At 72.8% G+C, this 20,189-nt stretch carries 22 protein-coding genes and 1 tRNA gene; 15 read left to right on the plus strand and 8 right to left on the minus strand.

Features of this window, described 5'->3' with window-relative positions; translation table 11 throughout:
• Nucleotides 1–18: 18 nt before the first annotated feature.
• Entirely contained in the window at nt 19–495 is a 477-nt protein-coding gene (locus ABTY04_RS02070) for a cupin domain-containing protein (RefSeq protein WP_352211372.1), read from the plus strand.
• Here the strand turns inward: ABTY04_RS02070 and opcA are convergent.
• Nucleotides 444–1,376 carry a glucose-6-phosphate dehydrogenase assembly protein OpcA gene (opcA, locus tag ABTY04_RS02075; RefSeq protein ID WP_352211373.1) on the minus strand — a complete coding sequence of 311 codons (933 nt, stop codon included), beginning with the start codon at nt 1,374–1,376 and terminating at the stop codon, nt 444–446. The genes ABTY04_RS02070 and opcA overlap by 52 nt on opposite strands.
• A 342-nt stretch (nt 1,377–1,718) precedes the next feature.
• On the opposite strand from opcA, the gene ABTY04_RS02080 reads away from it, so the two are divergent.
• Together ABTY04_RS02080 and ABTY04_RS02085 are read left to right on the plus strand one after the other, a co-directional pair.
• A complete protein-coding gene (locus tag ABTY04_RS02080) occupies nt 1,719–2,018 on the plus strand; it encodes a type II toxin-antitoxin system VapB family antitoxin (RefSeq protein ID WP_030160221.1) in 300 nt (99 codons plus the stop codon).
• A 222-nt stretch (nt 2,019–2,240) separates the two neighbouring features.
• A complete protein-coding gene (locus tag ABTY04_RS02085; protein WP_352211374.1) occupies nt 2,241–2,900 on the plus strand; it encodes a LytR C-terminal domain-containing protein in 660 nt (219 codons plus the stop codon).
• 79 nt (nt 2,901–2,979) lie between these two features.
• Here ABTY04_RS02085 and upp read toward each other — a convergent pair whose 3' ends face one another.
• On the minus strand, nt 2,980–3,615 hold the full coding sequence (upp, locus tag ABTY04_RS02090; protein ID WP_352211375.1) for a uracil phosphoribosyltransferase: 636 nt from the start codon (nt 3,613–3,615) through the stop codon (nt 2,980–2,982).
• A gap of 202 nt (nt 3,616–3,817) precedes the next feature.
• Here upp and ABTY04_RS02095 point away from each other — a divergent pair, with 202 nt between their 5' ends.
• The 10 genes from ABTY04_RS02095 (at nt 3,818) to ABTY04_RS02140 (ending at nt 10,939) form a co-directional block, all read left to right on the plus strand.
• On the plus strand, nt 3,818–4,768 hold the full coding sequence (locus ABTY04_RS02095; RefSeq protein ID WP_352211376.1) for a universal stress protein: 951 nt from the start codon (nt 3,818–3,820) through the stop codon (nt 4,766–4,768).
• A 126-nt stretch (nt 4,769–4,894) separates the two neighbouring features.
• Complete coding sequence (locus tag ABTY04_RS02100) at nt 4,895–5,080, plus strand: hypothetical protein (protein ID WP_352211377.1); 186 nt, start codon at nt 4,895–4,897, stop codon at nt 5,078–5,080.
• Between the two features lie 669 nt (nt 5,081–5,749).
• Nucleotides 5,750–6,298 carry a tRNA adenosine deaminase-associated protein gene (locus ABTY04_RS02105; protein WP_352211584.1) on the plus strand — a complete coding sequence of 183 codons (549 nt, stop codon included), beginning with the start codon at nt 5,750–5,752 and terminating at the stop codon, nt 6,296–6,298.
• 62 nt (nt 6,299–6,360) lie between these two features.
• The gene (gene tadA, locus ABTY04_RS02110; protein ID WP_352211585.1) at nt 6,361–6,789 is read left to right on the plus strand and encodes a tRNA adenosine(34) deaminase TadA; all 429 of its coding nucleotides are present in this window, start codon (nt 6,361–6,363) and stop codon (nt 6,787–6,789) included.
• A 57-nt stretch (nt 6,790–6,846) separates the two neighbouring features.
• Nucleotides 6,847–6,931 (plus strand) — tRNA-Ser (locus ABTY04_RS02115).
• 143 nt (nt 6,932–7,074) lie between these two features.
• A complete protein-coding gene (locus tag ABTY04_RS02120) occupies nt 7,075–7,368 on the plus strand; it encodes a hypothetical protein (protein ID WP_352211378.1) in 294 nt (97 codons plus the stop codon).
• Between the two features lie 361 nt (nt 7,369–7,729).
• The gene (locus tag ABTY04_RS02125; RefSeq protein WP_159046037.1) at nt 7,730–7,891 is read left to right on the plus strand and encodes a hypothetical protein; all 162 of its coding nucleotides are present in this window, start codon (nt 7,730–7,732) and stop codon (nt 7,889–7,891) included.
• A 223-nt stretch (nt 7,892–8,114) separates the two neighbouring features.
• Nucleotides 8,115–9,029 carry an RNA polymerase sigma factor SigF gene (locus ABTY04_RS02130; RefSeq protein WP_352211586.1) on the plus strand — a complete coding sequence of 305 codons (915 nt, stop codon included), beginning with the start codon at nt 8,115–8,117 and terminating at the stop codon, nt 9,027–9,029.
• Nucleotides 9,030–9,249: 220 nt separating this feature from the next.
• On the plus strand, nt 9,250–10,098 hold the full coding sequence (locus ABTY04_RS02135; protein WP_352211379.1) for an RNA polymerase sigma factor SigF: 849 nt from the start codon (nt 9,250–9,252) through the stop codon (nt 10,096–10,098).
• Nucleotides 10,099–10,702: 604 nt separating this feature from the next.
• The gene (locus ABTY04_RS02140; protein ID WP_352211380.1) at nt 10,703–10,939 is read left to right on the plus strand and encodes a hypothetical protein; all 237 of its coding nucleotides are present in this window, start codon (nt 10,703–10,705) and stop codon (nt 10,937–10,939) included.
• A 50-nt stretch (nt 10,940–10,989) separates the two neighbouring features.
• Here the strand turns inward: ABTY04_RS02140 and ABTY04_RS02145 are convergent, their stop codons facing one another.
• Nucleotides 10,990–11,229: a hypothetical protein gene (locus ABTY04_RS02145; protein WP_352211381.1), complete on the minus strand. Its 240-nt coding sequence runs from the start codon at nt 11,227–11,229 to the stop codon at nt 10,990–10,992.
• A 126-nt stretch (nt 11,230–11,355) separates the two neighbouring features.
• Between ABTY04_RS02145 and ABTY04_RS02150 the strand changes: the two genes are divergently transcribed.
• Nucleotides 11,356–11,805, plus strand: coding sequence for a MarR family winged helix-turn-helix transcriptional regulator (locus tag ABTY04_RS02150; RefSeq protein ID WP_352211382.1), 450 nt, complete (start codon nt 11,356–11,358; stop codon nt 11,803–11,805).
• A gap of 95 nt (nt 11,806–11,900) precedes the next feature.
• Nucleotides 11,901–13,472, plus strand: coding sequence for an MDR family MFS transporter (locus ABTY04_RS02155; RefSeq protein ID WP_502996541.1), 1,572 nt, complete (start codon nt 11,901–11,903; stop codon nt 13,470–13,472).
• Between the two features lie 95 nt (nt 13,473–13,567).
• On the opposite strand, the gene ABTY04_RS02160 is transcribed toward ABTY04_RS02155, so the two are convergent.
• The 5 genes from ABTY04_RS02160 to ABTY04_RS02180 form a co-directional block, all read right to left on the minus strand.
• Nucleotides 13,568–14,200, minus strand: coding sequence for a TetR/AcrR family transcriptional regulator (locus ABTY04_RS02160; protein ID WP_352211384.1), 633 nt, complete (start codon nt 14,198–14,200; stop codon nt 13,568–13,570).
• Nucleotides 14,201–14,290: 90 nt separating this feature from the next.
• Nucleotides 14,291–16,474: an ArnT family glycosyltransferase gene (locus tag ABTY04_RS02165; protein ID WP_352211385.1), complete on the minus strand. Its 2,184-nt coding sequence runs from the start codon at nt 16,472–16,474 to the stop codon at nt 14,291–14,293.
• The gene (locus tag ABTY04_RS02170) at nt 16,471–17,739 is read right to left on the minus strand and encodes a bifunctional glycosyltransferase family 2/GtrA family protein (protein ID WP_352211386.1); all 1,269 of its coding nucleotides are present in this window, start codon (nt 17,737–17,739) and stop codon (nt 16,471–16,473) included. Before ABTY04_RS02170 ends, ABTY04_RS02165 begins: the two co-directional genes overlap by 4 nt.
• 25 nt (nt 17,740–17,764) lie before the next feature.
• Nucleotides 17,765–19,309, minus strand: a complete 1,545-nt coding sequence (locus ABTY04_RS02175) for a sensor histidine kinase (RefSeq protein ID WP_502996542.1) — start codon at nt 19,307–19,309, stop codon at nt 17,765–17,767.
• A gap of 101 nt (nt 19,310–19,410) precedes the next feature.
• Complete coding sequence (locus tag ABTY04_RS02180) at nt 19,411–20,178, minus strand: response regulator transcription factor (RefSeq protein WP_352211388.1); 768 nt, start codon at nt 20,176–20,178, stop codon at nt 19,411–19,413.
• Nucleotides 20,179–20,189 lie beyond the last annotated feature (11 nt).

Here is a 20,189-nt window from a genome sequence, read left to right on the forward strand (position 1 = left end):
CTGCGTAGATTCATGGTCATGACGAACGAGATCGTGACCCGCGCCGCCACCGCCGAGACCATCACCGACGGCCCCGGCAGCGTCATCACCCTGCTGACCGACACCGCCGAACTCACCTGCAACACCGCCACGTTCGACGAGGGCGCGGCCGGCGCCCCCGTCCACTTCCACACCAAGGCGACCGAGTTCTTCCACGTCACCGCCGGGCGGCTCGACGTGCTCGTCGGCGACCAGGTCAGGACCCTCACCGCGGGCGACTTCCTGTCCGTCCCGGCGGGCGTGAAGCACGCCTTCGCACCCCACCCGGGGCACGGTGCGAGCGTCTTCGTCGGCTTCACGCCCGGCATGGGCCGCTTCGACTACTACCGGCTCCTCGGCCGGGTCCGCGCGGGCGAGGCCACCGTCCAGGACATCATCGACAGCCAGCCCACGTACGACAACCACTACGCGGAGAGCGAGGCCTGGGCCGGCCGCCTGCGCAACGCCGAGGCGTAGACCTCGTCCGCGTCGAGGCGCCGCAGCTCCTCTGAGATCAGCTCGGCCTTGCTGCGGATCTTCAGGGCCACCCTGCGGTCGGGGCCGTCCGGCAGGACCAGCGTGGCCAGCGCCCCGTCGGGGCGGTCCACCCTGATCTCCCCCGCCGCACTGTCCAGCCGGACCCGCGTGATCACCGGGCCGTCCGTGGTCACCCGCTGGAACGGCACCCCCAGCCGGTCCTCCAGCCAGCGGGCCAGCAGCTCGGCACTCGGGTTGTCGGCCTCGCTCTCCACCGCCCCGCCCGTCACCGGCAGCGGCTTCTGGTCCATCGCGGCGGCCAGCAGCGCCCGCCACGGCGTCAGCCGGGTCCAGGCGAGATCGGTGTCTCCGGGGGCGTAAGAGGCGCCCCGCTCGTCCAGTACGCCGACCGGGTCAGCGGCGGCCTCCGCATCCGTGATCCGGCGCTGCGCGAGCGCGCCCAGCGGGTCCTGCGCCGGGTCGGCGGGGGCGTCGGCCGGCCACCACGCCACCACCGGCGCGTCCGGCACCAGCAGCGGGAGGACCACAGAGCCGGCCTGCTCGGTGAGCGCCCCGTGCAGGCGCAGCAGCACGATCTCCCCGGTACCGGCGTCCGAGCCGACCCGCAGCTCGGCGTCCAGCCGGGTCTGGCGGAGCTTGTGCGGGCCGCGCGAGGTGCGCTTGATCACCGCGATGATGCGGCACGGGTGCTCGCGCGAGGCCTCCGAGGCCGCGCGGACGGCGTCGTACGCGTTCTCCTCGTCGGTGGCTATGACGAGCGTCAGCACCAGGCCCATCGTGGGGCTGCCGATGGCCCGGCGGGCGTCGAGCAGCGCCCGGTCGATCTTGCTGGACGTGGTGTCGGTGAGTTCGGTCCGCATGGGGCGAAGTCTGTCAGCGACGGCGCCTCCGACGGCACCCGGCTGCGGATCCGGCCGCGGAATCCGTCACGTGCGCCACGCACACCCCTCACCTGCGCCGGGTCATCACCTGCGCCGCTTCGCCGCCCCGAACAGCGACCGCGGGGCGCGCAGCCGTCCCGGAGCGGGGCACCCGGTTCGAGCGCGGGTCCGGTGAAGGCGCACCCGGCCGCGATCCGGTCGGCCGGGGACGCGAGGTCGGTGCTCTCACTCATACATCACTCCCGAAATGGCCTTGTCTGCCACTTTTGCACCGGCATAGCAAGGCTGCGCCCGCAAGCACCGGCCCGGTAGGCTTTCCGTGTGATCTTCAAGCGCATCGGAAACGGGCGGCCGTACCCCGACCACGGCAGGGAAACCACCCGGCAGTGGGCGGATGTCGCCCCGCGCCCGGTCCGGCTCGACCAGTTGGTGACGACCAAGGGGCAGCTGGACCTTGAGACGCTGCTCGCCGAGGACTCGACGTTCTACGGGGACCTGTTCGCCCACGTCGTGAAGTGGCAGGGCGACCTGTACCTGGAGGACGGCCTGCACCGCGCCGTGCGCGCGGCCCTCCAGCAGCGCCAGGTGCTGCACGCGCGCGTCCTCGAAATGGACTACTGAGCCCGGACGTATTCGGGACACGCCGGGACACGCCGGGGCGGGACCTGAGGACCGCCGCCGCGACGAGCCCCGTCACGGCCCTCACCAGGGATTACACCGGGTCTTTCGTCGCGCTTCGCCCGGGGTTTTCCGCTTCGTTGGGGATTGCGCCTTTCGGGTCGGTCTTGCCCTATCAACAGATCATTGGTGGGCAGCGACGGCGGGCGGTACTACGCTGCGCCCATGAGCATGCTCACTCCCCCCGGCATGGGCGGAAAGTACCGCGTCACGGGAGCGGCCTACCCCCGTATGAGCCGGCCCCGGCGCCGCCGCCGGATCATCTTCACCGCGCTCGGAGCAGTCCTCGGCCTCGCCCTGCTCGGCTATGGAAGCCTGCAGCTCATGAACGTGTTCCGCGGCGAGAGCGGCAGTGGCAAACACAGCGCGGCGGCGGGCAGGGACTGCGCGACCCCGAAGCCCGGGGCGGGCGCCCAGGCGGCCGTCAGCGCCTCCGCCAAGCCCGCTGTCGTGCTGCCCCAGCCCGGCGAGATCACGGTCAACGTCTACAACGCGACGCCGCGCGCGGGCCTCGCCAAGGCGGTCGGCGACGAGCTGAAGAAACGCGGCTTCACCATCGGCAAGGTCGGCAACGCGCCCGCCGACTTCGACAAGAAGGTCCCCGGGACCGGGACACTGCTCGGCTCGCCCAAGACCGACAAGGCGGCCTTCTCCGTAGTGGGCGCCCAGCTCGCAGGCGACACCCTGCAGACCGACGACCGCGAGGGCACGGACATCGACCTGATCCTCGGCGACGCCTTCCAGGACCTCAGCCCGAAGGACGTGGCGGACAAGGAGCTGGCCCTGCTGGCCAACCCCCAGCCGGCGCCCGCCAAGACCTGCTGAAAGACCGGCTGAACGCGTGGAGCCGGCCGCCGGGACGGCGGCCGGCTCCACGGCGTCGGGGCAGACGCCCGGGGGCGTCCTACTCGGCCGAGCCGTACATGCGGTCGCCCGCGTCGCCCAGGCCCGGCACGATGTAGCCGTGCTCGTTGAGCCGCTCGTCCACCGCGGCCGTCACGACCGTCACCGGGGTGCCCGCGAGGTCGCGCTCCATGACCTCGACGCCCTCGGGCGCGGCCAGCAGCACCACGGCGGTCACGTCGTCTGCGCCGCGCTTGATCAGTTCCTGGATCGCCGCGACGAGCGTGCCGCCGGTGGCGAGCATCGGGTCGACGACGTAGACCTGCCGCCCGGAGAGGTCCTCCGGCATGCGCGTCGCGTACGTGGAGGCCTCCAGGGTCTCCTCGTTGCGGACCATGCCCATGAAGCCCACCTCGGCGGTCGGCAGCAGCCGCATCATGCCGTCCAGCATGCCGAGGCCGGCGCGCAGGATCGGCACGACCAGCGGGCGCGGGTGCGAGAGCTTCACACCGGTGGTCGGGCCGACCGGCGTGACGATGTCGGCCTGCTCCGTGCGCACGTCGCGGGTGGCCTCGTACGCAAGGAGGGTCACCAGCTCGTCGGCGAGCCGACGGAAGGTGGGGGAATCGGTGCGCCTGTCGCGCAGGGTGGTCAGTTTGTGCGCCACCAAGGGGTGATCGACGACCTGCAAACGCACAACATCCTCCAAGGTTCAGCTGCCGGGTTTCGACCTGCGACCTGCAAAAACGGCCGCACTTTTCGCGACCCACAATCAAAAGGCTACGCGGTGTGCGCACCCCTGTGCGCCCGAACCGGCGGCCGCGCCCGCGGCGGCCCTCCCGGCGCCCGCGGATGCGGCTGCGGATGCGACCCGCCCGGACGCCCAGCACGCTGGACTGATGAGCAACGCACCGGTGGTCGCGGCCGTCGACGGATCCGAGCACAGCCTCGACGCGCTGGAATGGGCGCGGACCGCTGCGCTCCGCCACGGCACCGGCCTCGTGGTCGCGCACGTGCTGCCCGACACCTCCCAGCTGTACGCGGCGCGCCGCTCCTCCCTCGCCGACCGCTCGCAGCCGGAGCAGTACGCCGACCCCGTCGGCGACCAGGTGCGTGGCATCCTCGCCAAGGCCCCCGAACTGCCGGACGAGGTCCGGTACGACGCGCTGGAGGGTTCCGTGCCCGAGGGCCTGCGGGTGTCCGCGGAGGGCGCCCGGATGCTGGTGATGGGCTCCCGCGGCCACGGCGGCTTCGCGGCCCTGCTGATCGGTTCGAACAGCCGCGCCCTGGCCTCGACGGCGGCGTGCCCGGTGGTGGTGGTCCCGCACGCGGCGCGGAGGGCGCCGGAGGCCTCGGCGGACTCGGCGGAGCCGTCCAGCGGGCGGGTGGTGCTCGGACTGCACGCCGCGGAGACCGCGGACGACGTACTGGCCTTCGCCTTCGCGGAAGGGGCCGCACGGGGGACCACCGTCCAGGTGGTCTCCGCGTACGCGATCCCGCCGGCGCCGACGACGGTGGTGGACAGCCCCTTCCAGGTGATCCCGCCGGAGGGCCTGGCCGACGACGGCGACGCGGTACCGGCGGAGCGCGAGATGCTGCGCTCCCAGACGGAGCGGCTGGCGCCGTTCCGGGCCCGATGGCCGCAGGTGCCGGTGGAGCAGGCGGCGGTCCCGGGCGACCCGGCGGAACGCCTGGTGACGGCCTCCCGGTCGGCGGCACTGGTGGTGGTGGGCCGCCACCACCCGCGGCGCAGCGTCGGGCCCCTGATGATGGGCTCGGTGGCCCACGCGGTGCTCCACCACGCGCACGGCCCGGTGGTGGTCGTCCCCACGCTGTCGGACGACGCGTAGGGCCGCCCGACCCGCCTGAGCTGCGAAGGGGTGGCATCAATCGGCCCGGCCGGGGGAAGGTGGGGTGCGGGGGGTCTGCTTCGCGCCGGCGGAGGAGGACGACCGGACCAGCCGGGGTGGTGGCCGATGCCCGAGACGCAGCCGAGCCGAGAGAACGACGCGCCGGAGACGGCCGCGCAGCGCAGAGCGCGCCGCGCGCAGTTCCTGCGCGATCTGATGGAGGCGCGGGCACTGCGCGACCGCGTCCAGCCCCGCCGCGCCCGGGCGGCCCGCATGCGCCAGCAGATGCGCATGCGCACGTTCCGCTGGTGAGGCCGAACCACGAAGCCACCCCCGGCGCGCCGGCGCCCGCTCCCCGCAACTGCGAGGCGCGGTCGGCGCGCCCCCGACCGCCTACGGAGCCCGAACCACAACGCCACCCCGGCTCGCCGGCGCCCGCTCCCCGCAACCGCGAGCCGTAGGCGGTCGGCGCGCCCCCGACCGCCTGCGGCCCCGGACCGTCACCCCCGGCTCGGCGGAGCCCGCTCCCCGGCGGCCCAGGCCACGCACGGCGCGTCGCGGACCGCTCGCGGACCCGGTCCCGGACCGCCCGTACACCCGGCCGGGTGGAGACGGCCCGCGGCCGGCCGCGGCGCGCCCGGGCGCGGGACGGGCCTCGGCGGGCGGTGCCGGCCGGGCGCGGCGCGGGCCCCGCGTGGGGTGGTCACGGGGCCCCGGGCACCCCGCGGGGCGGGCGGCAGGGGCGGGCCGGGCGTGCCCGGCAGCGGCCGGCAGTGCGCCCGACCTGCCCCCGTACGACCCCCCGCGGCAAGCGGCACGGCACGACGCAAGCGCGGAAGACCTCTCGCAAAGCCGCTGTTTCTGCCACGATGCCGATTGGGCGGGGCACGAAACGGCGAGCAGGACAGCCGTTCCAACCCTTCCCACCTCCGGCCGGGGGGACCTCCAACCGGCACGCCTATGACCAGTGGGAGAGTCACGGTGTACTTCGCCGCACTGCTCGCGCGCACCGAAGACGGGTGGGAAGCGAGCGACATGGAACTCGACGACGTCGAGTCCCTCAGTGATCTGATCGATCTCGCCCGTGCCGCCGCTGTCGACGACGACACGGTGGTCGCCCTCATCGAGCAGGAGGACGCCTGGTTCGGCGTCGTCCGCGTGGACGGCGAGGAGGACCCGCGGTACTTCGTCTCGAACGCCTCCGCGGCCTCCCGCAGCTCCTACGGCTCGATGCTGACCGACGAGCTGCTGGGCAGCGACGAGGAGGACGACGAACTCGACGAACTGGACCTGGACGGCACCGAGGACGGCGAGGAGGAGACCATCGCCGCGTTCTCCGGCGCCGAGGACGACGAGGACGGCGAGGACTCGCCCGGCGCGGAACCGGTACCGGCCGGCCCGCTCGGCGACCCCCGGCTGCTCGACGACCTCGGTGTCAGCCACAAACAACTGATGACCCTCGACGGGGACGCCCTCTCGGAGATCGCCGATTCCCTCGGCGCCACCGAGGTGCTGGAGGCCGTCCGCTAGTGATCACCACGCACCACCACCTGCACGGCCCCGATCCCGTACGGGACCCGTGGCGGGACTCCATGGGCCTCGCGCTCCGGGAGGCCGCCCGGGCGGTGCCGGCCGGCGACGTGCCGGTCGGCGCCGTCGTGCTGGGCCCGGACGGGGAGCTCCTCGCCACCGGGCACAACGAGCGCGAGGCCAGCGGCGACCCCACGGCGCACGCCGAGGTGCTGGCGCTGCGCCGGGCGGCCGCCCGGCTCGGGGAATGGCGGCTTCCGGGGTGCACCCTCGTGGTGACCCTGGAGCCGTGCGTGATGTGCGCGGGCGCGCTCGTGCAATCGCGCGTCGCCCGGGTCGTGTACGGCGCCGACGACGAGAAGGCGGGAGCCGCGGGGTCGCTCTGGGACCTCGTACGGGACCGCCGGCTCAACCACCGTCCGGAGGTGATCCGCGGCGTGCTCGCGGAGGAGTGCGCACGGCAGCTGACGGACTTCTTCCGCGGCCTCTGAGGCGGCCGCGGATCACCGATTTCATCGGATGCCGCTCCGTAGGCTAGGATCCATCTCGGTAGTGTGTCCGAGTGGCCGAAGGAGCTCGCCTCGAAAGCGAGTATGGGGCAACCCATCGGGGGTTCAAATCCCTCCACTACCGCTTCGATCGAGAGCCCCGCCCCTGCAAGGGACGGGGCTCTCGGCATGTCCGGACCCGTCCTCCATGCGTCTTCGCCCGCAGCCGCACGCGTCTTTACGGATGACGGCCGCGTGACCGCCCGCCCGCTCGGCCGTTGTCACGGCATGACCAAGACCCAGCGCATGCTCGCCGCCTTCGCCCTCGCGGGGGCCGCCGCGGGCCTCGCCGCACCGGCCGCCTCCGCCGCCCCCAAGGTCCCGATCTCCCTCCCGGACCTGCCACAGGCGGCCCAGGACATGCCGGAAGGCGCGACCCCGGGTTCCGTCCAGGAGATCGGCGAGAGGATCACCCCCGGGGTCAACCAGCTCAACCAGCTGATGAACCTGCCCAACCAGCTGGCGCCCGCCATCGCCCCCGTCGAGCCCGTCCTCGGACTGGCTTCCGGCGCCGTCCAGTAACCGGCAGCACGCGGCGAAGGCCTCGACCGGAGTCGGGGCCTTCGCCGTACGGGACGGGGGAAGCGGCATCGGGGGGACAAGCCACTTCCCCCCAACGAGGACGGGACCTGCCGGACCGAACCGCAGTCAGGGGGGAAGCGTGCGGTTCGGACCCCGCAGAGAGGCCCTGTCCCTCACCCTCCGGTTTCCTGCCAGAACCGGCGGGCTCGCCTCCCATGTTGCGCCACCCGCACCCGTCCGCTCCGGGGCAAAAGACCCGGACCACCGGGTCATTGGTCCATAAAGGCCTGATGAGTGTCCGAAGACGACCGGTTAGACTCACCCGACTTTGCAGGACCGGTTGGGGAGGCCGACACCGCTCATGGACACCAAGAAGATGATCATGGGAGGGCTCGTCGTGTTCGTGCTCTTCGTGATCATCACCCAGCCGGTCAAGGCGGCCGACATCGTCAAAATAGGCTTCCAGGGCATATCGGACGCGGCCCATGGCATCGGCGCGTTCATGACCGAACTGGTGCGCTGAACCCGTACGCTGACGCGGCTTCCGGACTGACCGGCCCCCCACTCCGACGGGTGGGGGGCTTTTGCGTTCCCGCGTCTTCCGCGACGCCATATTCCGAAACACACCACTATGCCCAACTTGCCGTCAACACGGCGATATACGGTGCTTGCACACAGTGCACATGTCTTGTGATGCTATGACCGCTTTTGACGGATGAGTCAATACATGGAGGGGTGGCGTGACCGTGCCGGCCAGTACTGCGCCTCAGGTGCCGCCCCAACAGGACCCCCAGGGGGACTCCCGGACCCCGGCCCCCTCCCCGGCCCCGCCTTCGAGCCCGGCCCCGCCCCGCCAGGAGCCCCCCGAGGAGCCTCCAGCGGCCCCGAGACCGCAGAGCCGGGGCGCGGACACCCGAGCCCTCACCCAGGTCCTGTTCGGGCAGCTGAAGGGCCTCCAGCCGGGCACGAACGAGCACCTCCGGGTGCGCGGGGCCCTCATCGAGGCGAACCTTCCGCTCGTCCGGTACGCGGCCGCCCGCTTCCGCAGCCGCAACGAGCCGATGGAGGACGTGGTCCAGGTCGGCACGATCGGCCTCATCAACGCGATCGACCGCTTCGACCCGGACCGCGGCGTGCAGTTCCCGACCTTCGCCATGCCGACCGTCGTGGGCGAGATCAAGCGGTACTTCCGCGACAACGTCCGCACCGTCCACGTGCCGCGCCGGCTCCACGAGCTGTGGGTCCAGGTGAACGCGGCCACCGAGGACCTCACGACCCTGCACGGGCGCACGCCGACCACGCACGAGATCGCCGAGCGGCTGCGGATCACCGAGGACGAGGTGCTGTCCTGCATCGAGGCCGGCCGCAGTTACCACGCCACCTCGCTGGAGGCCGCCCAGGAGGGCGACGGGCTGCCGGGACTCCTGGACCGCCTCGGCTACGAGGACCCCGAGCTGGCCGGGGTCGAGCACCGCGACCTCGTCCGCCACCTCCTCGTACAGCTGCCCGAGCGTGAACAAAGGATCCTGCTGCTGCGGTACTACAACAATCTGACGCAGTCCCAGATCAGCGTCGAGCTCGGCGTGTCCCAGATGCACGTGTCCCGGCTGCTCGCCCGGAGCTTCGCGCGGCTGCGATCCGCAAACAGGATCGAGGCGTAACCGGAACGAGTGGAGATCGTTCCGTCGTTTCCCGACAGAACGGGCTCATTCCGTTCTGTCGCTGGAGATATATGTCGACATGACGCTACAGCGCGTTGCCGACATGTGACATTCTGCTGGAACCGCGTTTGCCGCAGCCCCGCCTCCGGTATTCAGGTGGAGGCTGCGTTCCTCCGACGGGCGCGCAGTACGCGACCGTCCGCGACCTCAAGGGGGTGGCATGTCCGTAGACCAGGGCAGCTCCAAGGTGCTCACGCTCGTCAAGAGCGCGGCACCGGCAGCGCCGGCAGCGCCTGTCCGCTCGGAAGCCATCGACACCCGCACCCTCTCCCGCTCCCTCTTCCAGCGGCTCGCCGCCCTGGACGCGGACAGCCCCGAACGGGCGTACGTACGCGACACCCTGATCGAGCTGAACCTGCCGCTGGTGCGGTACGCCGCCGCGCGCTTCCGCAGCCGCAACGAGCCGATGGAGGACATCGTCCAGGTCGGTACGATCGGCCTGATCAAGGCGATCGACCGGTTCGACTGCGAACGCGGCGTGGAGTTCCCGACGTTCGCGATGCCGACCGTCGTGGGAGAGATCAAGCGATTCTTCAGGGACACCTCCTGGTCCGTGCGCGTCCCGCGCCGCCTCCAGGAGCTGCGCCTCGCCCTCACCAAGGCCAGCGACGAGCTCGCCCAGAAGCTCGACCGCTCGCCGACCGTGCCCGAACTGGCCGCGGTGCTCGGGGTGTCGGAGGAGGACGTCGTCGACGGCCTCGCCGTGGGCAACGCGTACACCGCCTCCTCGCTCGACTCGCCCTCTCCCGAGGACGAGGGCGGCGAGGGTTCGCTGGCGGACCGCCTCGGCTACGAGGACACCGCGCTCGAAGGTGTCGAGTACCGCGAGTCCCTGAAGCCGCTGCTCGCCAAACTCCCGCCCCGGGAACGGCAGATCATCATGCTGCGGTTCTTCGCGAACATGACGCAGTCGCAGATCGGCGAAGAGGTCGGCATCTCCCAGATGCACGTCTCCCGGCTGCTCACGCGCACGCTGGCGCAGCTCCGGGTGGGCCTGATCGGCGAGTAATCGCCCGCTTCGGGTTCCCATCTGACGCGGAGTCAGCCAGACTGCCGCGATGCGAAGGGAACGTCGCGCCGCCGCCCTGCTGACCCTGCTCGCGCTGTCCTGCTGTACGGCCGCCGCATGCCTGACCGGGTGCGGCGGCCCGGCACGTGGCGGCTACGCGGCCGCGGGCGCCGTGGCCCCGGGCCCGGAGCGGCGCGCGGGCGACAACGTCGCGCCTCGGGGACCGGTGGAGTTCCAGCAGCTCGGAGCCCCGCCCCCGGCGGGCGGAGCCCCGTCGGGCAGCACGACGAGTACGACGCCCACGGCCCCGGATCCGCAGAGCCCTGCCGGCTCCGCCCGGAGCGGAGCCACGACCACCCCGCCCGGGACCGGCCCGTCCGCCCAGCCCCCGCCCGGGCCGGGCCCGTCAGGCCCGTCAGGCCCGTCAGGCCCGTCAGGCCCGCCAGGCCCGCCAGGCCCGCCAGGCCCGTCAACCCCATCAGCCCCGCCGGCTCCGCCCGCACCCGGGCAGGGCACCGCGCCGCCCCCGGCCACCCCCGCGAGCCTGACGCTGAGCACCCCGGCACGCACCACGGCGGCGGACCGCTGGTGCGAGAGGGTCACGGTGGGGTTCACCAACACGGGCACCACGGCGGCCCGTTCGGGCACGGTCACGTTCGCGACGCACATCATCGGTGCCCTCGGCATCGACTGGGCCACGATCACGACCGCCCAGCCCCTCCCGGGCCCCATCCCCGGCGGCACGACGAAGACGCAGACCTACACGGTCTGCGTCGAGTCCTGGCGGGTCCCCCTGGGCATGCACGTGGAAACCCGAACCGCGACGGCCGCCTGGACCTGACCGGGGCCACCGCAGGGCCGGCCCGGGGCTGCCCCTGGGCCCGACCGGGGCTACCGCAGGGCCAGCCAGGCCACCGCCCCGACCAGCAGCACCAGCCCGATGCCCAGCCCCAGCCAAGCCCCGGCCTTCGAGCCGGACCCCGAAGCCTGCGCCTGCCGCCGCCGGGACCCGGGCGCCGCGGGCCCCGGCGCGGTCGGCGCGGCCTCCTCGACGAACGCCCGGAACATCTGAGTGCTGCCCGCGGGGTCGTAGTTGCCCTCGGGGACCTGTGAGTTGTGGTTCGCAGCCATGCCTCAGGACCCTAGCGGGTTTTCCGATTCCTTTACCGCCCCCACCCTCCGATTCATTTGCCTGTAGCAACCAATCGCTCCTATGGTTGCCCTAAGCAACAACATGAGGAGAGGAGGGAGCCTCCGATGACCACCGAGACACCGCACGCGCTGCATGCACCGAACAGCACCCGCTACGAGGAACTGGCCCGCCAGCTCACCGGCATCGGCGCCGTCAAGCGCGACCTCGCCCGCCTGCTCCCCCCGGACTGCCCGCCCGGCTCCGCCGCCGTGCTCACCCTGCTCGACCGCCACGGCGAGATGCGGCTCAGCCGCCTCGCCGACCTCATGGCCATCGACATCTCGGTGACCAGCCGTCACGTCGCCCACGTCGCCGACCACGGGTGGATCACCCGCGACACCGACCCCGGCGACGGCCGCTGCCGCATCCTGCGGCTGACCCCGGCCGGCCACGCGCTCCTCGCCGAGCTGGGCGCCCGCTACACCGGCGCGCTGGAGAAGGCCCTGGCCGACTGGTCCCCCCACGACATCGACGTACTCAACACCCTGCTGACCCGGCTCCGATCGAGCTTCTAGACAGAAGGAACCACATGGCGACGACCGCACCCACCGGTGTGCAGGGAGGCAGCCGGCCGGAAACCACGTCCGACTCCGCGTCCGCACCCGCGCCCATGACCCACCCGCAGATCATGAAGGCCCTGTCCGGGCTGATGCTCGGCATGTTCGTGGCGATCCTGTCGTCCACGATCGTCTCCAACGCCCTGCCGCAGATCATCAGCGACCTCGGCGGCACCCAGTCCTCGTACACCTGGGTCGTCACCGCCGCCCTGCTGTCGATGACGGCGGCGACGCCGCTCTGGGGCAAGCTGTCCGACCTCTTCAGCAAGAAGCTGCTGGTCCAGATATCCCTGGTGATCTACGTCCTCGGCTCCGTGGTCGCGGGCATGTCCCAGAACACCGGCATGCTCATCGCCTGCCGCGTGGTCCAGGGCATCGGCGTCGGCGGCCTGTCGGCCCTCGCCCAGATCGTGATGGCCGCGATGATCTCCCCGCGCGAGCGCGGCCGGTACAGCGGCTACCTCGGCGCGGTCTTCGCCGTCGCCACCGTCGGCGGCCCGCTCCTCGGCGGCGTCATCACCGACACCTCGTGGCTCGGCTGGCGCTGGTGCTTCTACGTCGGCGTGCCCTTCGCCGTCATCGCGCTGATCGTCCTCCAGCGGACCCTGCACCTGCCGGTCGTCCGCCGCGAGGTCAAGGTCGACTGGCTCGGCGCCTTCCTGATCAGCGGCGCCGTCTCGCTGCTGCTGATCTGGGTCACGCAGGCCGGCGACTCGTACGGCTGGGTCTCCTGGACGACCCTGGCGATGACCGGTGGCGCGGTGGTGCTCGGTCTGCTCTTCCTCCTGGTCGAGTCCAGGGCGAGCGACCCGATCATCCCGCTGCGCCTGTTCCGCAACAAGACCATCTCCCTCGCGTCGGCGGCCTCGATGTTCGTCGGCATCGCGATGTTCTCGGGCACGGTCTTTTTCAGCCAGTTCTTCCAGCTGGCCCGCAACGAGTCCCCCACGATGTCCGGAATCCTCACGATTCCGATGATCGGCGGGCTCTTCGTCTCCTCCACGGTTTCCGGTCAGGTGATCACGAAGACCGGCAGGTGGAAGGCCTGGCTCGTCTCCGGCGGCGTCCTCCTGACGGCCGGCCTCGGGCTGCTGGGGACCCTGCGGTACGACACCCCGTACTGGCACATCGCGATCTACATGGCGCTGACCGGACTCGGTCTCGGCATGATGATGCAGAACCTCGTCCTCGCCACCCAGAACCAGGTGGCCCCCGAAGACCTGGGCGCGGCCAGCTCGGTCGTCACCTTCTTCCGCTCGCTCGGCGGCGCCATGGGCGTCTCGGCGCTCGGCGCCGTCATGGCCAACCGGGTCACGCACTACGTCAAGGACGGGCTGGCCGCACTCGGCCCGAAGGCTGCGGCGATGGGCCACGGCGGTACCGCCGGCGGCGGGATCCCCGACCTCGACAAGCTGCCCGCGCCGTTCCGCGCGGTCATCGAGTCGGCGTACGGGCACGGCGTCGGCGACGTCTTCCTCTACGCGGCCCCCGCCGCGCTCCTCGCGCTCGTCCTGGTGCTGTTCATCAAGGAGGTCGCGCTGAAGTCCAAGCCCGCGGCCCACACCCCTGGGGCGTCCGCGGCGGCGGAGGCGGCGGCAGAAGCGGCCCCCTCCCCGGCGCAGTAGCGGCACGGCTCGGCATCGCGCGATGCCGAGCGGCCCCCGTCGGGCCGTCTCCCGCCCCTCTCCGACAGGGACAGGAGGCGCCCGGCGGGGGTCTGCTACATGCCCGGCCGGGCGGCTGCCTTCGCCTCGATGCCCGCGATCAGGACGTCGAGGGCGAGGACGAAGTCCCCGTCGGGAGCCCGCCGGGCGGTGCCACCGCAGCCGTGCAGGAACTGCGACACGGCGAGGTGCGCGCCGGTCCGGCAGGCGCCCGCCAGGCCGGTGGCGTCGAGCAGCCGTTGCAGGGCGGAGTCGAAGGCCCGCGCGTGCGGGCCGATGTTCGGGTAGGCGGCGGTCAGCGGGGCCACCCACGGGTGCTTCGCCAGCAGCCTCCGGTAGCCGCAGGCCAGCGACCGCAGCCGGCCGGGCCAGCCCTCCTGGACCGGCCCGGCCGGGGCGGGCCGGGGCAGCGGGAGTTCACCGAGGGCGCGGTCCAGGGCGAGTTCGAGCAGATCGTGCTTGGTGTCGACGTACCAGTACAGGGACATCGCGGTGACCCCGAGCCCGGCCGCGAGCCGCCGCATCGAGAACCGGGCCAGCCCCTCGGCGTCGAGCAGCCGTACGGTGGCGCCGGTGATCCGGTCCCGGTCCAGGCCCGAGGGGGCCTCGCTGCGGCGTCTGGCGGGTGCCGTGTGCCCGGCCAGCCACACGCTGGTCCGGGAATTGCCGGGATCGGCCGCGGTCACCATGGAGGCACCCTCCTCACGACAGCTGGATCAGCCCGGAATGCCCGGTCCGCCGACTTGATGCTAGAGGGTGCCTCTCGCGTTCAGGCAGGTTCAGGACGGGCCGGACGGGCCGTTAAAAGGGGCGGTCAGGTCGTAGAAGGTAACTCCACCGACCGTGGTGGCCCTGAAGTTGGCCTTGACCCAGCTCGTGATGGCGGTGCTGGTGCTGCCGGTGCTGCTGCCCGGGCGGCCGCGCATGCCCGGGCCTTCCCCGTCGGCCATGCCGCCGTTGTCGCCGATGAAGTAGTGGATCTTCCCGGTGCGCACGTACTCCTGGAACTTGGCGAGCGTCGGCGACGGGTCGCTGCCGTTGAACCCGCCGATCGGCATCACCGGCTTGCCGGAGGCCAGCTGGTAGCTCGCCGCGTTCTGGGCGCCGGTGGCGGCCGCGGCCCAGGTGTACTTCTCCGCGTCCTTGCGCAGGGCCGCCGTGGCCTGTGCATTGACCTTCGTCCCGTTCAGCAGGCCGCCGGGGCCTCCGGCGCCGCCGCGCCCGCCGGGGGCTCCCTGGCCGCCCTGGACTCCCTGGCCCCCGGGGAACTGCCGGGGACCGCCCTGGGGCCGGCCCTGGAAACCGCCGGGAGGACCACCCTGGGGACCGCCCTGAGGACCGCCCTGCTGCCCCTGCCCCTGCCGCGCCGCGCCCTGCGGGGCCGCGCCGGGCGGGAGTTCACCACCGATGAACCGCATGCCGCCCCGGCCGCCGGAGACCGCGGGGCCCGCCGTCACGATCGAACCGCCGCGCGTGGAGTCCACGGTGGTCAGGCAGTACGCGAGCGGGCCGGCCAGCGCCGCACCCAGACCCAGCGCCGCCACGCCCAAGGCGAACCGGCGGCCGAGCCGCGCACCGAGGAGCAGCCCGCCGGCCGCAGCCAGGCCGGCCGCGAGGACCGTCCAGCGCAGCCACGGCAGGTATCCGGTCGCACGGCCGAGCAGGACGTACGACCACCAGGCCGTCAGCGCGAGGGTGCCGGACAGGGTGAGCGCGGCGGCCTTGCTGCCCCGCTCCTCCCACAGCATCGCCACGCCCATGCCGACCAGCGCGGCCACGAACGGCGCCAGCGCCACCGTGTAGTACTCGTGGAAGATGCCCTGCATGTAGCTGAAGACGAGCGCCGTGATCAGCAGGGCGCCACCCCATACGAGGAAGGCGGCCCGGGCCATGCCCTCCAGGGAGTCGGCGGCCCGCCGGGCCCGCCAGGTGATCACCAGTCCGCTGACGAGCATGACGAGGGCCGCCGGCAGCAGCCAGGAGATCTGCCCGCCGATGTCGGCCGAGAAGAGCCGGTCGATGCCCGTCTCCCCCCAGCTCGGGCCGCCGCCACCGGGGCGGGAGCCGCCGCCGACGCTGCCGGTCTCGTTGCCGTTGATCCGGCCGAGGCCGTTGTAGCCGAGGGTCAGCTCCAGGAAGGAGTTGGTCTGCGAGCCGCCGATGTACGGGCGGGAGGAAGCGGGCCAGAGCTCCACGATCGCCACCCACCAGCCGCCGGCCACCACCATGGCGGCCCCGGCGAGCAGCAGCTGGCCCAGCCGGCGGCGCAGCCGGGTGGGCGCGCAGACGGCGTACACGAGGGCGAGCGGCGGCAGGATGACGAATGCTTGGAGGGTCTTGGTCAGGAAGGCGAAGCCGACCGCGACGCCGGCCCAGACCAGCCACTTGGTGTGCGCGCCGTCGAGGGCGCGCAGGACGCAGTAGACGGTGACGGTGAGCAGCAGGGTCAGCAGCGCGTCCGGGTTGTTGAAACGGAACATCAGCGCGGCGACCGGGGTGAGCGCGAAGACCGTCCCGCTGATCAGCGCGGCCGCGGGCCCGAAGTGGCGGCGGACTGCGGCGTGGAGGACGGCGGTGGTGCCGACGCCCATCAGGGCCTGCGGGACGAGGATCTGCCAGCCGCCGAGCCCGAACAGCCGGACGGACAGGGCCATCGGCCACAGGGCGGCCGGGGGCTTGTCGACGGTGATGGAGTTCCCGGCGTCGGAGGAGCCGAAGAAGAAGGCCTTCCAGCTCTCGCTGCCCGCCTGGACGGCCGCGGAGTAGAAGGAGTTGGCGTAGCCGGAGGCTCCCAGGTTCCACAGCAGCAGGACGGCGGTGGCCAGCAGGAGCGCCGCGTACGCGGGGCGCTCCCAGCGGGGCCGTCCCGCGGTCGCGGTACCGGCCGTGGCGGCCGACGCGGCCGGGGTGGTCGGGGCACGTTCGGGGAACGGGGAGTCCATGGGTGGTACGGCCGTTGTCATCGGGTGTCGTCCTTCGCGGGAATGGCGCGCCGCTCGGGGAAGACCCAGGCGCGGAAGAGCAGGAACCTCAGCACGGTCGCGGCGAGGTTGGCCGTGATCAGCACGGCCAGTTCGGTGCTGTGGGAGGGATCGGGTGTGGCGGCGCCGAGGGCGGCGAGCGATCCGCTGGTCAGGGCCAGTCCGACGCCGAACACGACGAGGCCCTGGGCCTGGTGGCGGACGGCCCGGTCCCGCCCCCGGACGCCGAAGGTGAGCCGGCGGTTGGCGGCCGTGTTGGCGACGGCGGAGACCAGCAGGGCGCCGGCGTTGGCGAGCTGCGGTCCGGCGCCGAGCCGGAAGAGGGAGTACAGGGCGAGGTAGGCGAGCGTGGACAGCACGCCGATGGCACAGAAGCCGAGGAGCTGGCGGGCCAGTCCGCGCGGGACGCCGGGCAAGGCACTGCGGTCGCGCGGATCGTCGCCGAAGGGGCGGGCGAGCCGGTCGAGCGGGAGCGCACCGACGGCCAGGGCGCGGCCCACCCGCCAGACGCCCTTGAGGTCCTCGGTGGCGGTGCTCAGGATGTGCACGGTGGAGTCCGGGTCGTCGACCCAGTCCACCGGCACCTCGTGGATCCGCAGCCCGGCCCGCTCGGCGAGCACCAGCATCTCGGTGTCGAAGAACCAGCCCGAATCCTCCACCAGCGGCAGCAGCCGCTCCGCGACCTCTCGCCGGATGGCCTTGAACCCGCACTGGGCATCACTGAACCGGGCGGCCAGCGAGGAGCGCAGGAGCAGGTTGTAGGCGCGGGAGACGAACTCCCGCTTGGCGCCGCGCACCACCCGCGAGGAGCGGGCGAGGCGGGTGCCGATGGCGAGGTCGGAGTGCCCGGAGATGAGCGGGGCGACCAGCGGCAGCAGCGCGTTGAGGTCGGTGGACAGGTCCACGTCCATGTACGCGAGGACGGGTGCCTCGGACCGGGACCAGACGGTGCGCAGGGCGCGGCCGCGGCCCTTCTCCTCCAGCCGGGTGATGCGTACGCCGTCGACGGTGGCGGCGAGGCCGGCCGCGACCTCGGGGGTGCGGTCGGTGCTCGCGTTGTCGGCGATCGTGATGCGGAAGGGGTACGGGAACGTGCGGGTGAGGTGGTCGTGGAGCCGGCGCACGCACGGGCCGAGGTCCTTCTCCTCGTTGAAGACCGGGATCACCACGTCGAGTACGGGCTCGCCGGGCACGGGCGCGAGGTGCGCCCGTGCCGGGAGGGCGCCGGAAGAGGTGTCGGTTGGCATGCACCGACCTTCTCCGGGCGGGCTGTCACCGCTGTGTGGTGAGCCTGTGCCCCGTCTGTGAGTCCGACGGAGTGCCCGCCGGTGCACCCTTTCGGGCGGGCGCGTTCTCCTGGTCCGGGGCGAGCGGGAGCAGGACCTCGAAGCAGGTCCACCCGGGTTCGCTCCGTACGCCGACCTGTCCGCCGTGCGCCGTCACGACGGCCTCGACGATGGCGAGCCCCAGGCCGGTGGAGCCCGCGGACCGCGAGCGCGAGGCGTCGCCGCGCGCGAACCGCTCGAAGACGTGGGGGAGCAGCGCGGGCGGGATACCGGGCCCGTTGTCCTCGATCCGCAGCCGGACCGCGGATGTTTCACGTGAAACAGCGGCGGTGACGGTGGTGCCGGGCGGGGTGTGCGTACGGGCGTTGGCGAGCAGGTTGACCAGGACCTGCTGGATCCGGGCCGGGTCGGCCATGATCGGCGCGGGCTCGTCGGGCAGCTCAAGGCGCCAGTGGTGCTCGGGCCCGGCGGCACGGGCGTCGCTGACGGCGTCGATGACGAGCGGGGCGAGGTCGGTGTCGGCCGCACTCAGCGGTCGGCCGGCGTCGAGCCGGGCGAGCAGCAGCAGGTCCTCGACGAGTCCGGTCATCCGGGTGGCCTCGGACTCGATGCGGCCCAGGGCGTGCCGGGTGTCGGGACCGGGCTCCTCCCGTCCCCGGCGGGTGAGTTCGGCGTACCCGCGTATGGAGGCCAGGGGCGTGCGCAGCTCGTGGCTGGCGTCCGCGACGAACTGCCGGACCCGCATCTCGCTCTGCTGGCGGGCCGTGAGGGCGGAGGAGACGTGCCCCAGCATCCGGTTGAGGGCGGCGCCGACCTGGCCCACCTCGGTCCGGGGATCGGCCTCGGCGTCGGGGACCCGCTCGTGGAGGGCGGGTTCGCCGCTGTGCAGGGGCAGCTCGGAGACGCGGGTTGCGGTGGCGGCCACCCGGCGCAGCGGGCGCAGGGCGACGCCGACGAGGGCCTGCCCGGCCAGGGAGGCCGCGATCAGCCCGGCGAGGGTGACGAAGACCTCGACGGCGATCAGCGTCTGCACCGTGGAGTCGACCTCGGCGAGCGGGAAGCCGAGGACGAGGCTCCCGTCGGGGGCGGTGACCACCCGGTACGCGCCGAGATCCGGCAGGTCGAAGTTCGCGGGGCTGGGCCGGCCATGCACCTCGGCCTTGCGGGCGGCGCGGGCCAGGGCCTCGGTCTGGGCTGTGGTCAGGGGCTGGATGTGGTCGAGCCCGGGGCCGCCGACGGCGGCGCTGCGTGCCGTGCTGGAGACCGTGCCGTCGGCGCGGAGGCGGATCCCGGCGGCGCCCAGCGGGGTGCCGGGGGCCAGGACGAGAGCGTCGCCCCTGTCCCTGAGCGCCTTCGCTCCGGCGGGGTTGTGGGTGGCCATCTCGACGGAGATTCTCAGCTGCTCGTCGAGTTTGCCGACCAGGTAGTCGCGCAGCGCCAGGGTGGTGACGGTCCCGATGGCCGCGCCCACCACGGCGATCAGCGCCACCGCCGAGACGACGAGCCGGGACCGCAGGGACCAGGAGCGGATCGGGCGGGGCCACCGCCTCGCGCGCCCAGGCCGGCGGACGGTGCGGGAGGGGAAGAGGCGGGAGCGGAAGGCGCGAAAGGGCCGCGGCAGGCGGAGTGCCACTACTCGGCCGGCTTGATCAGGTAGCCGGCGCCGCGCCGGGTGTGGATCATCGACGGCAGACCGGGGCCGCTCTCCAGCTTCCGCCGCAGGTAGGAGATGTACAGCTCGACCACGTTGGCCTGGCCGCCGAAGTCGTACGACCACACGCGGTCCAGGATCTGCGCCTTGCTCAGCACCCGCCGCGGGTTGCGCATGAGGTAGCGCAGCAGCTCGAACTCGGTGGCGGTCAGGTGGATCTCGCGGCCGCCCCGGGACACCTCGTGGCTGTCCTCGTCGAGCCGCAGGTCGCCGACTGCCAGGACGGAGCCCCCGCGCGCGGCCTGCGCCGCACCCGAGCGGCGGACCAGGCCGCGCAGCCGGGCCACGACCTCCTCCAGGCTGAACGGCTTGGTGACGTAGTCGTCGCCGCCCGCCGTCAGGCCCGCGATCCGGTCCTCGACGGAATCCTTGGCGGTCAGGAACAGCACCGGGATCTGCGGGATCTCCCGGCGCAGCTGTCCGAGAACGGCGAGTCCGTCCATGTCGGGCAGCATGATGTCGAGGACCACGACGTCCGGCCGGAACTCCCGTGCGGCCCTCACCGCACCGGCCCCGTCGCCCGCGGTGCGGACTTCGCAGCCCTCGTAGCGCAGTGCCATGGAGAGCAGCTCGGAGAGCGAGGCCTCGTCGTCGACGACGAGCACGCGGCAGGGGCCGCCATCGGGCCGGACGAGGGCCGTGGGGTTGCTGGTGGACGTGGACGCGTGGGCGGTGGTCGTCGCAGTCATGCGACCACGCT

This window comes from Streptomyces sp. NPDC097981 (assembly GCF_040302565.1).
Taxonomy (GTDB): domain Bacteria; phylum Actinomycetota; class Actinomycetes; order Streptomycetales; family Streptomycetaceae; genus Streptomyces.

What these genes read in the sequence shown, in the direction of transcription:
- ABTY04_RS02165 (WP_352211385.1), bottom strand. Translation starts at nt 16,474, where the DNA reads ATGACAACGGCCGTACCACCCATGGACTCCCCGTTCCCCGAACGTGCC.
- ABTY04_RS02100 (WP_352211377.1), top strand. Translation starts at nt 4,895, where the DNA reads ATGCCCGAGACGCAGCCGAGCCGAGAGAACGACGCGCCGGAGACGGCC.
- ABTY04_RS02125 (WP_159046037.1), top strand. Translation starts at nt 7,730, where the DNA reads ATGGACACCAAGAAGATGATCATGGGAGGGCTCGTCGTGTTCGTGCTC.
- ABTY04_RS02120 (WP_352211378.1), top strand. Translation starts at nt 7,075, where the DNA reads ATGACCAAGACCCAGCGCATGCTCGCCGCCTTCGCCCTCGCGGGGGCC.
- ABTY04_RS02145 (WP_352211381.1), bottom strand. Translation starts at nt 11,229, where the DNA reads ATGGCTGCGAACCACAACTCACAGGTCCCCGAGGGCAACTACGACCCC.
- tadA (WP_352211585.1), top strand. Translation starts at nt 6,361, where the DNA reads ATGGGCCTCGCGCTCCGGGAGGCCGCCCGGGCGGTGCCGGCCGGCGAC.
- ABTY04_RS02150 (WP_352211382.1), top strand. Translation starts at nt 11,356, where the DNA reads ATGACCACCGAGACACCGCACGCGCTGCATGCACCGAACAGCACCCGC.
- opcA (WP_352211373.1), bottom strand. Translation starts at nt 1,376, where the DNA reads ATGCGGACCGAACTCACCGACACCACGTCCAGCAAGATCGACCGGGCG.
- ABTY04_RS02155 (WP_502996541.1), top strand. Translation starts at nt 11,901, where the DNA reads ATGACCCACCCGCAGATCATGAAGGCCCTGTCCGGGCTGATGCTCGGC.
- ABTY04_RS02170 (WP_352211386.1), bottom strand. Translation starts at nt 17,739, where the DNA reads ATGCCAACCGACACCTCTTCCGGCGCCCTCCCGGCACGGGCGCACCTC.
- ABTY04_RS02160 (WP_352211384.1), bottom strand. Translation starts at nt 14,200, where the DNA reads ATGGTGACCGCGGCCGATCCCGGCAATTCCCGGACCAGCGTGTGGCTG.
- ABTY04_RS02180 (WP_352211388.1), bottom strand. Translation starts at nt 20,178, where the DNA reads ATGACTGCGACGACCACCGCCCACGCGTCCACGTCCACCAGCAACCCC.
- ABTY04_RS02085 (WP_352211374.1), top strand. Translation starts at nt 2,241, where the DNA reads ATGAGCATGCTCACTCCCCCCGGCATGGGCGGAAAGTACCGCGTCACG.
- ABTY04_RS02095 (WP_352211376.1), top strand. Translation starts at nt 3,818, where the DNA reads ATGAGCAACGCACCGGTGGTCGCGGCCGTCGACGGATCCGAGCACAGC.
- ABTY04_RS02135 (WP_352211379.1), top strand. Translation starts at nt 9,250, where the DNA reads ATGTCCGTAGACCAGGGCAGCTCCAAGGTGCTCACGCTCGTCAAGAGC.
- ABTY04_RS02070 (WP_352211372.1), top strand. Translation starts at nt 19, where the DNA reads ATGACGAACGAGATCGTGACCCGCGCCGCCACCGCCGAGACCATCACC.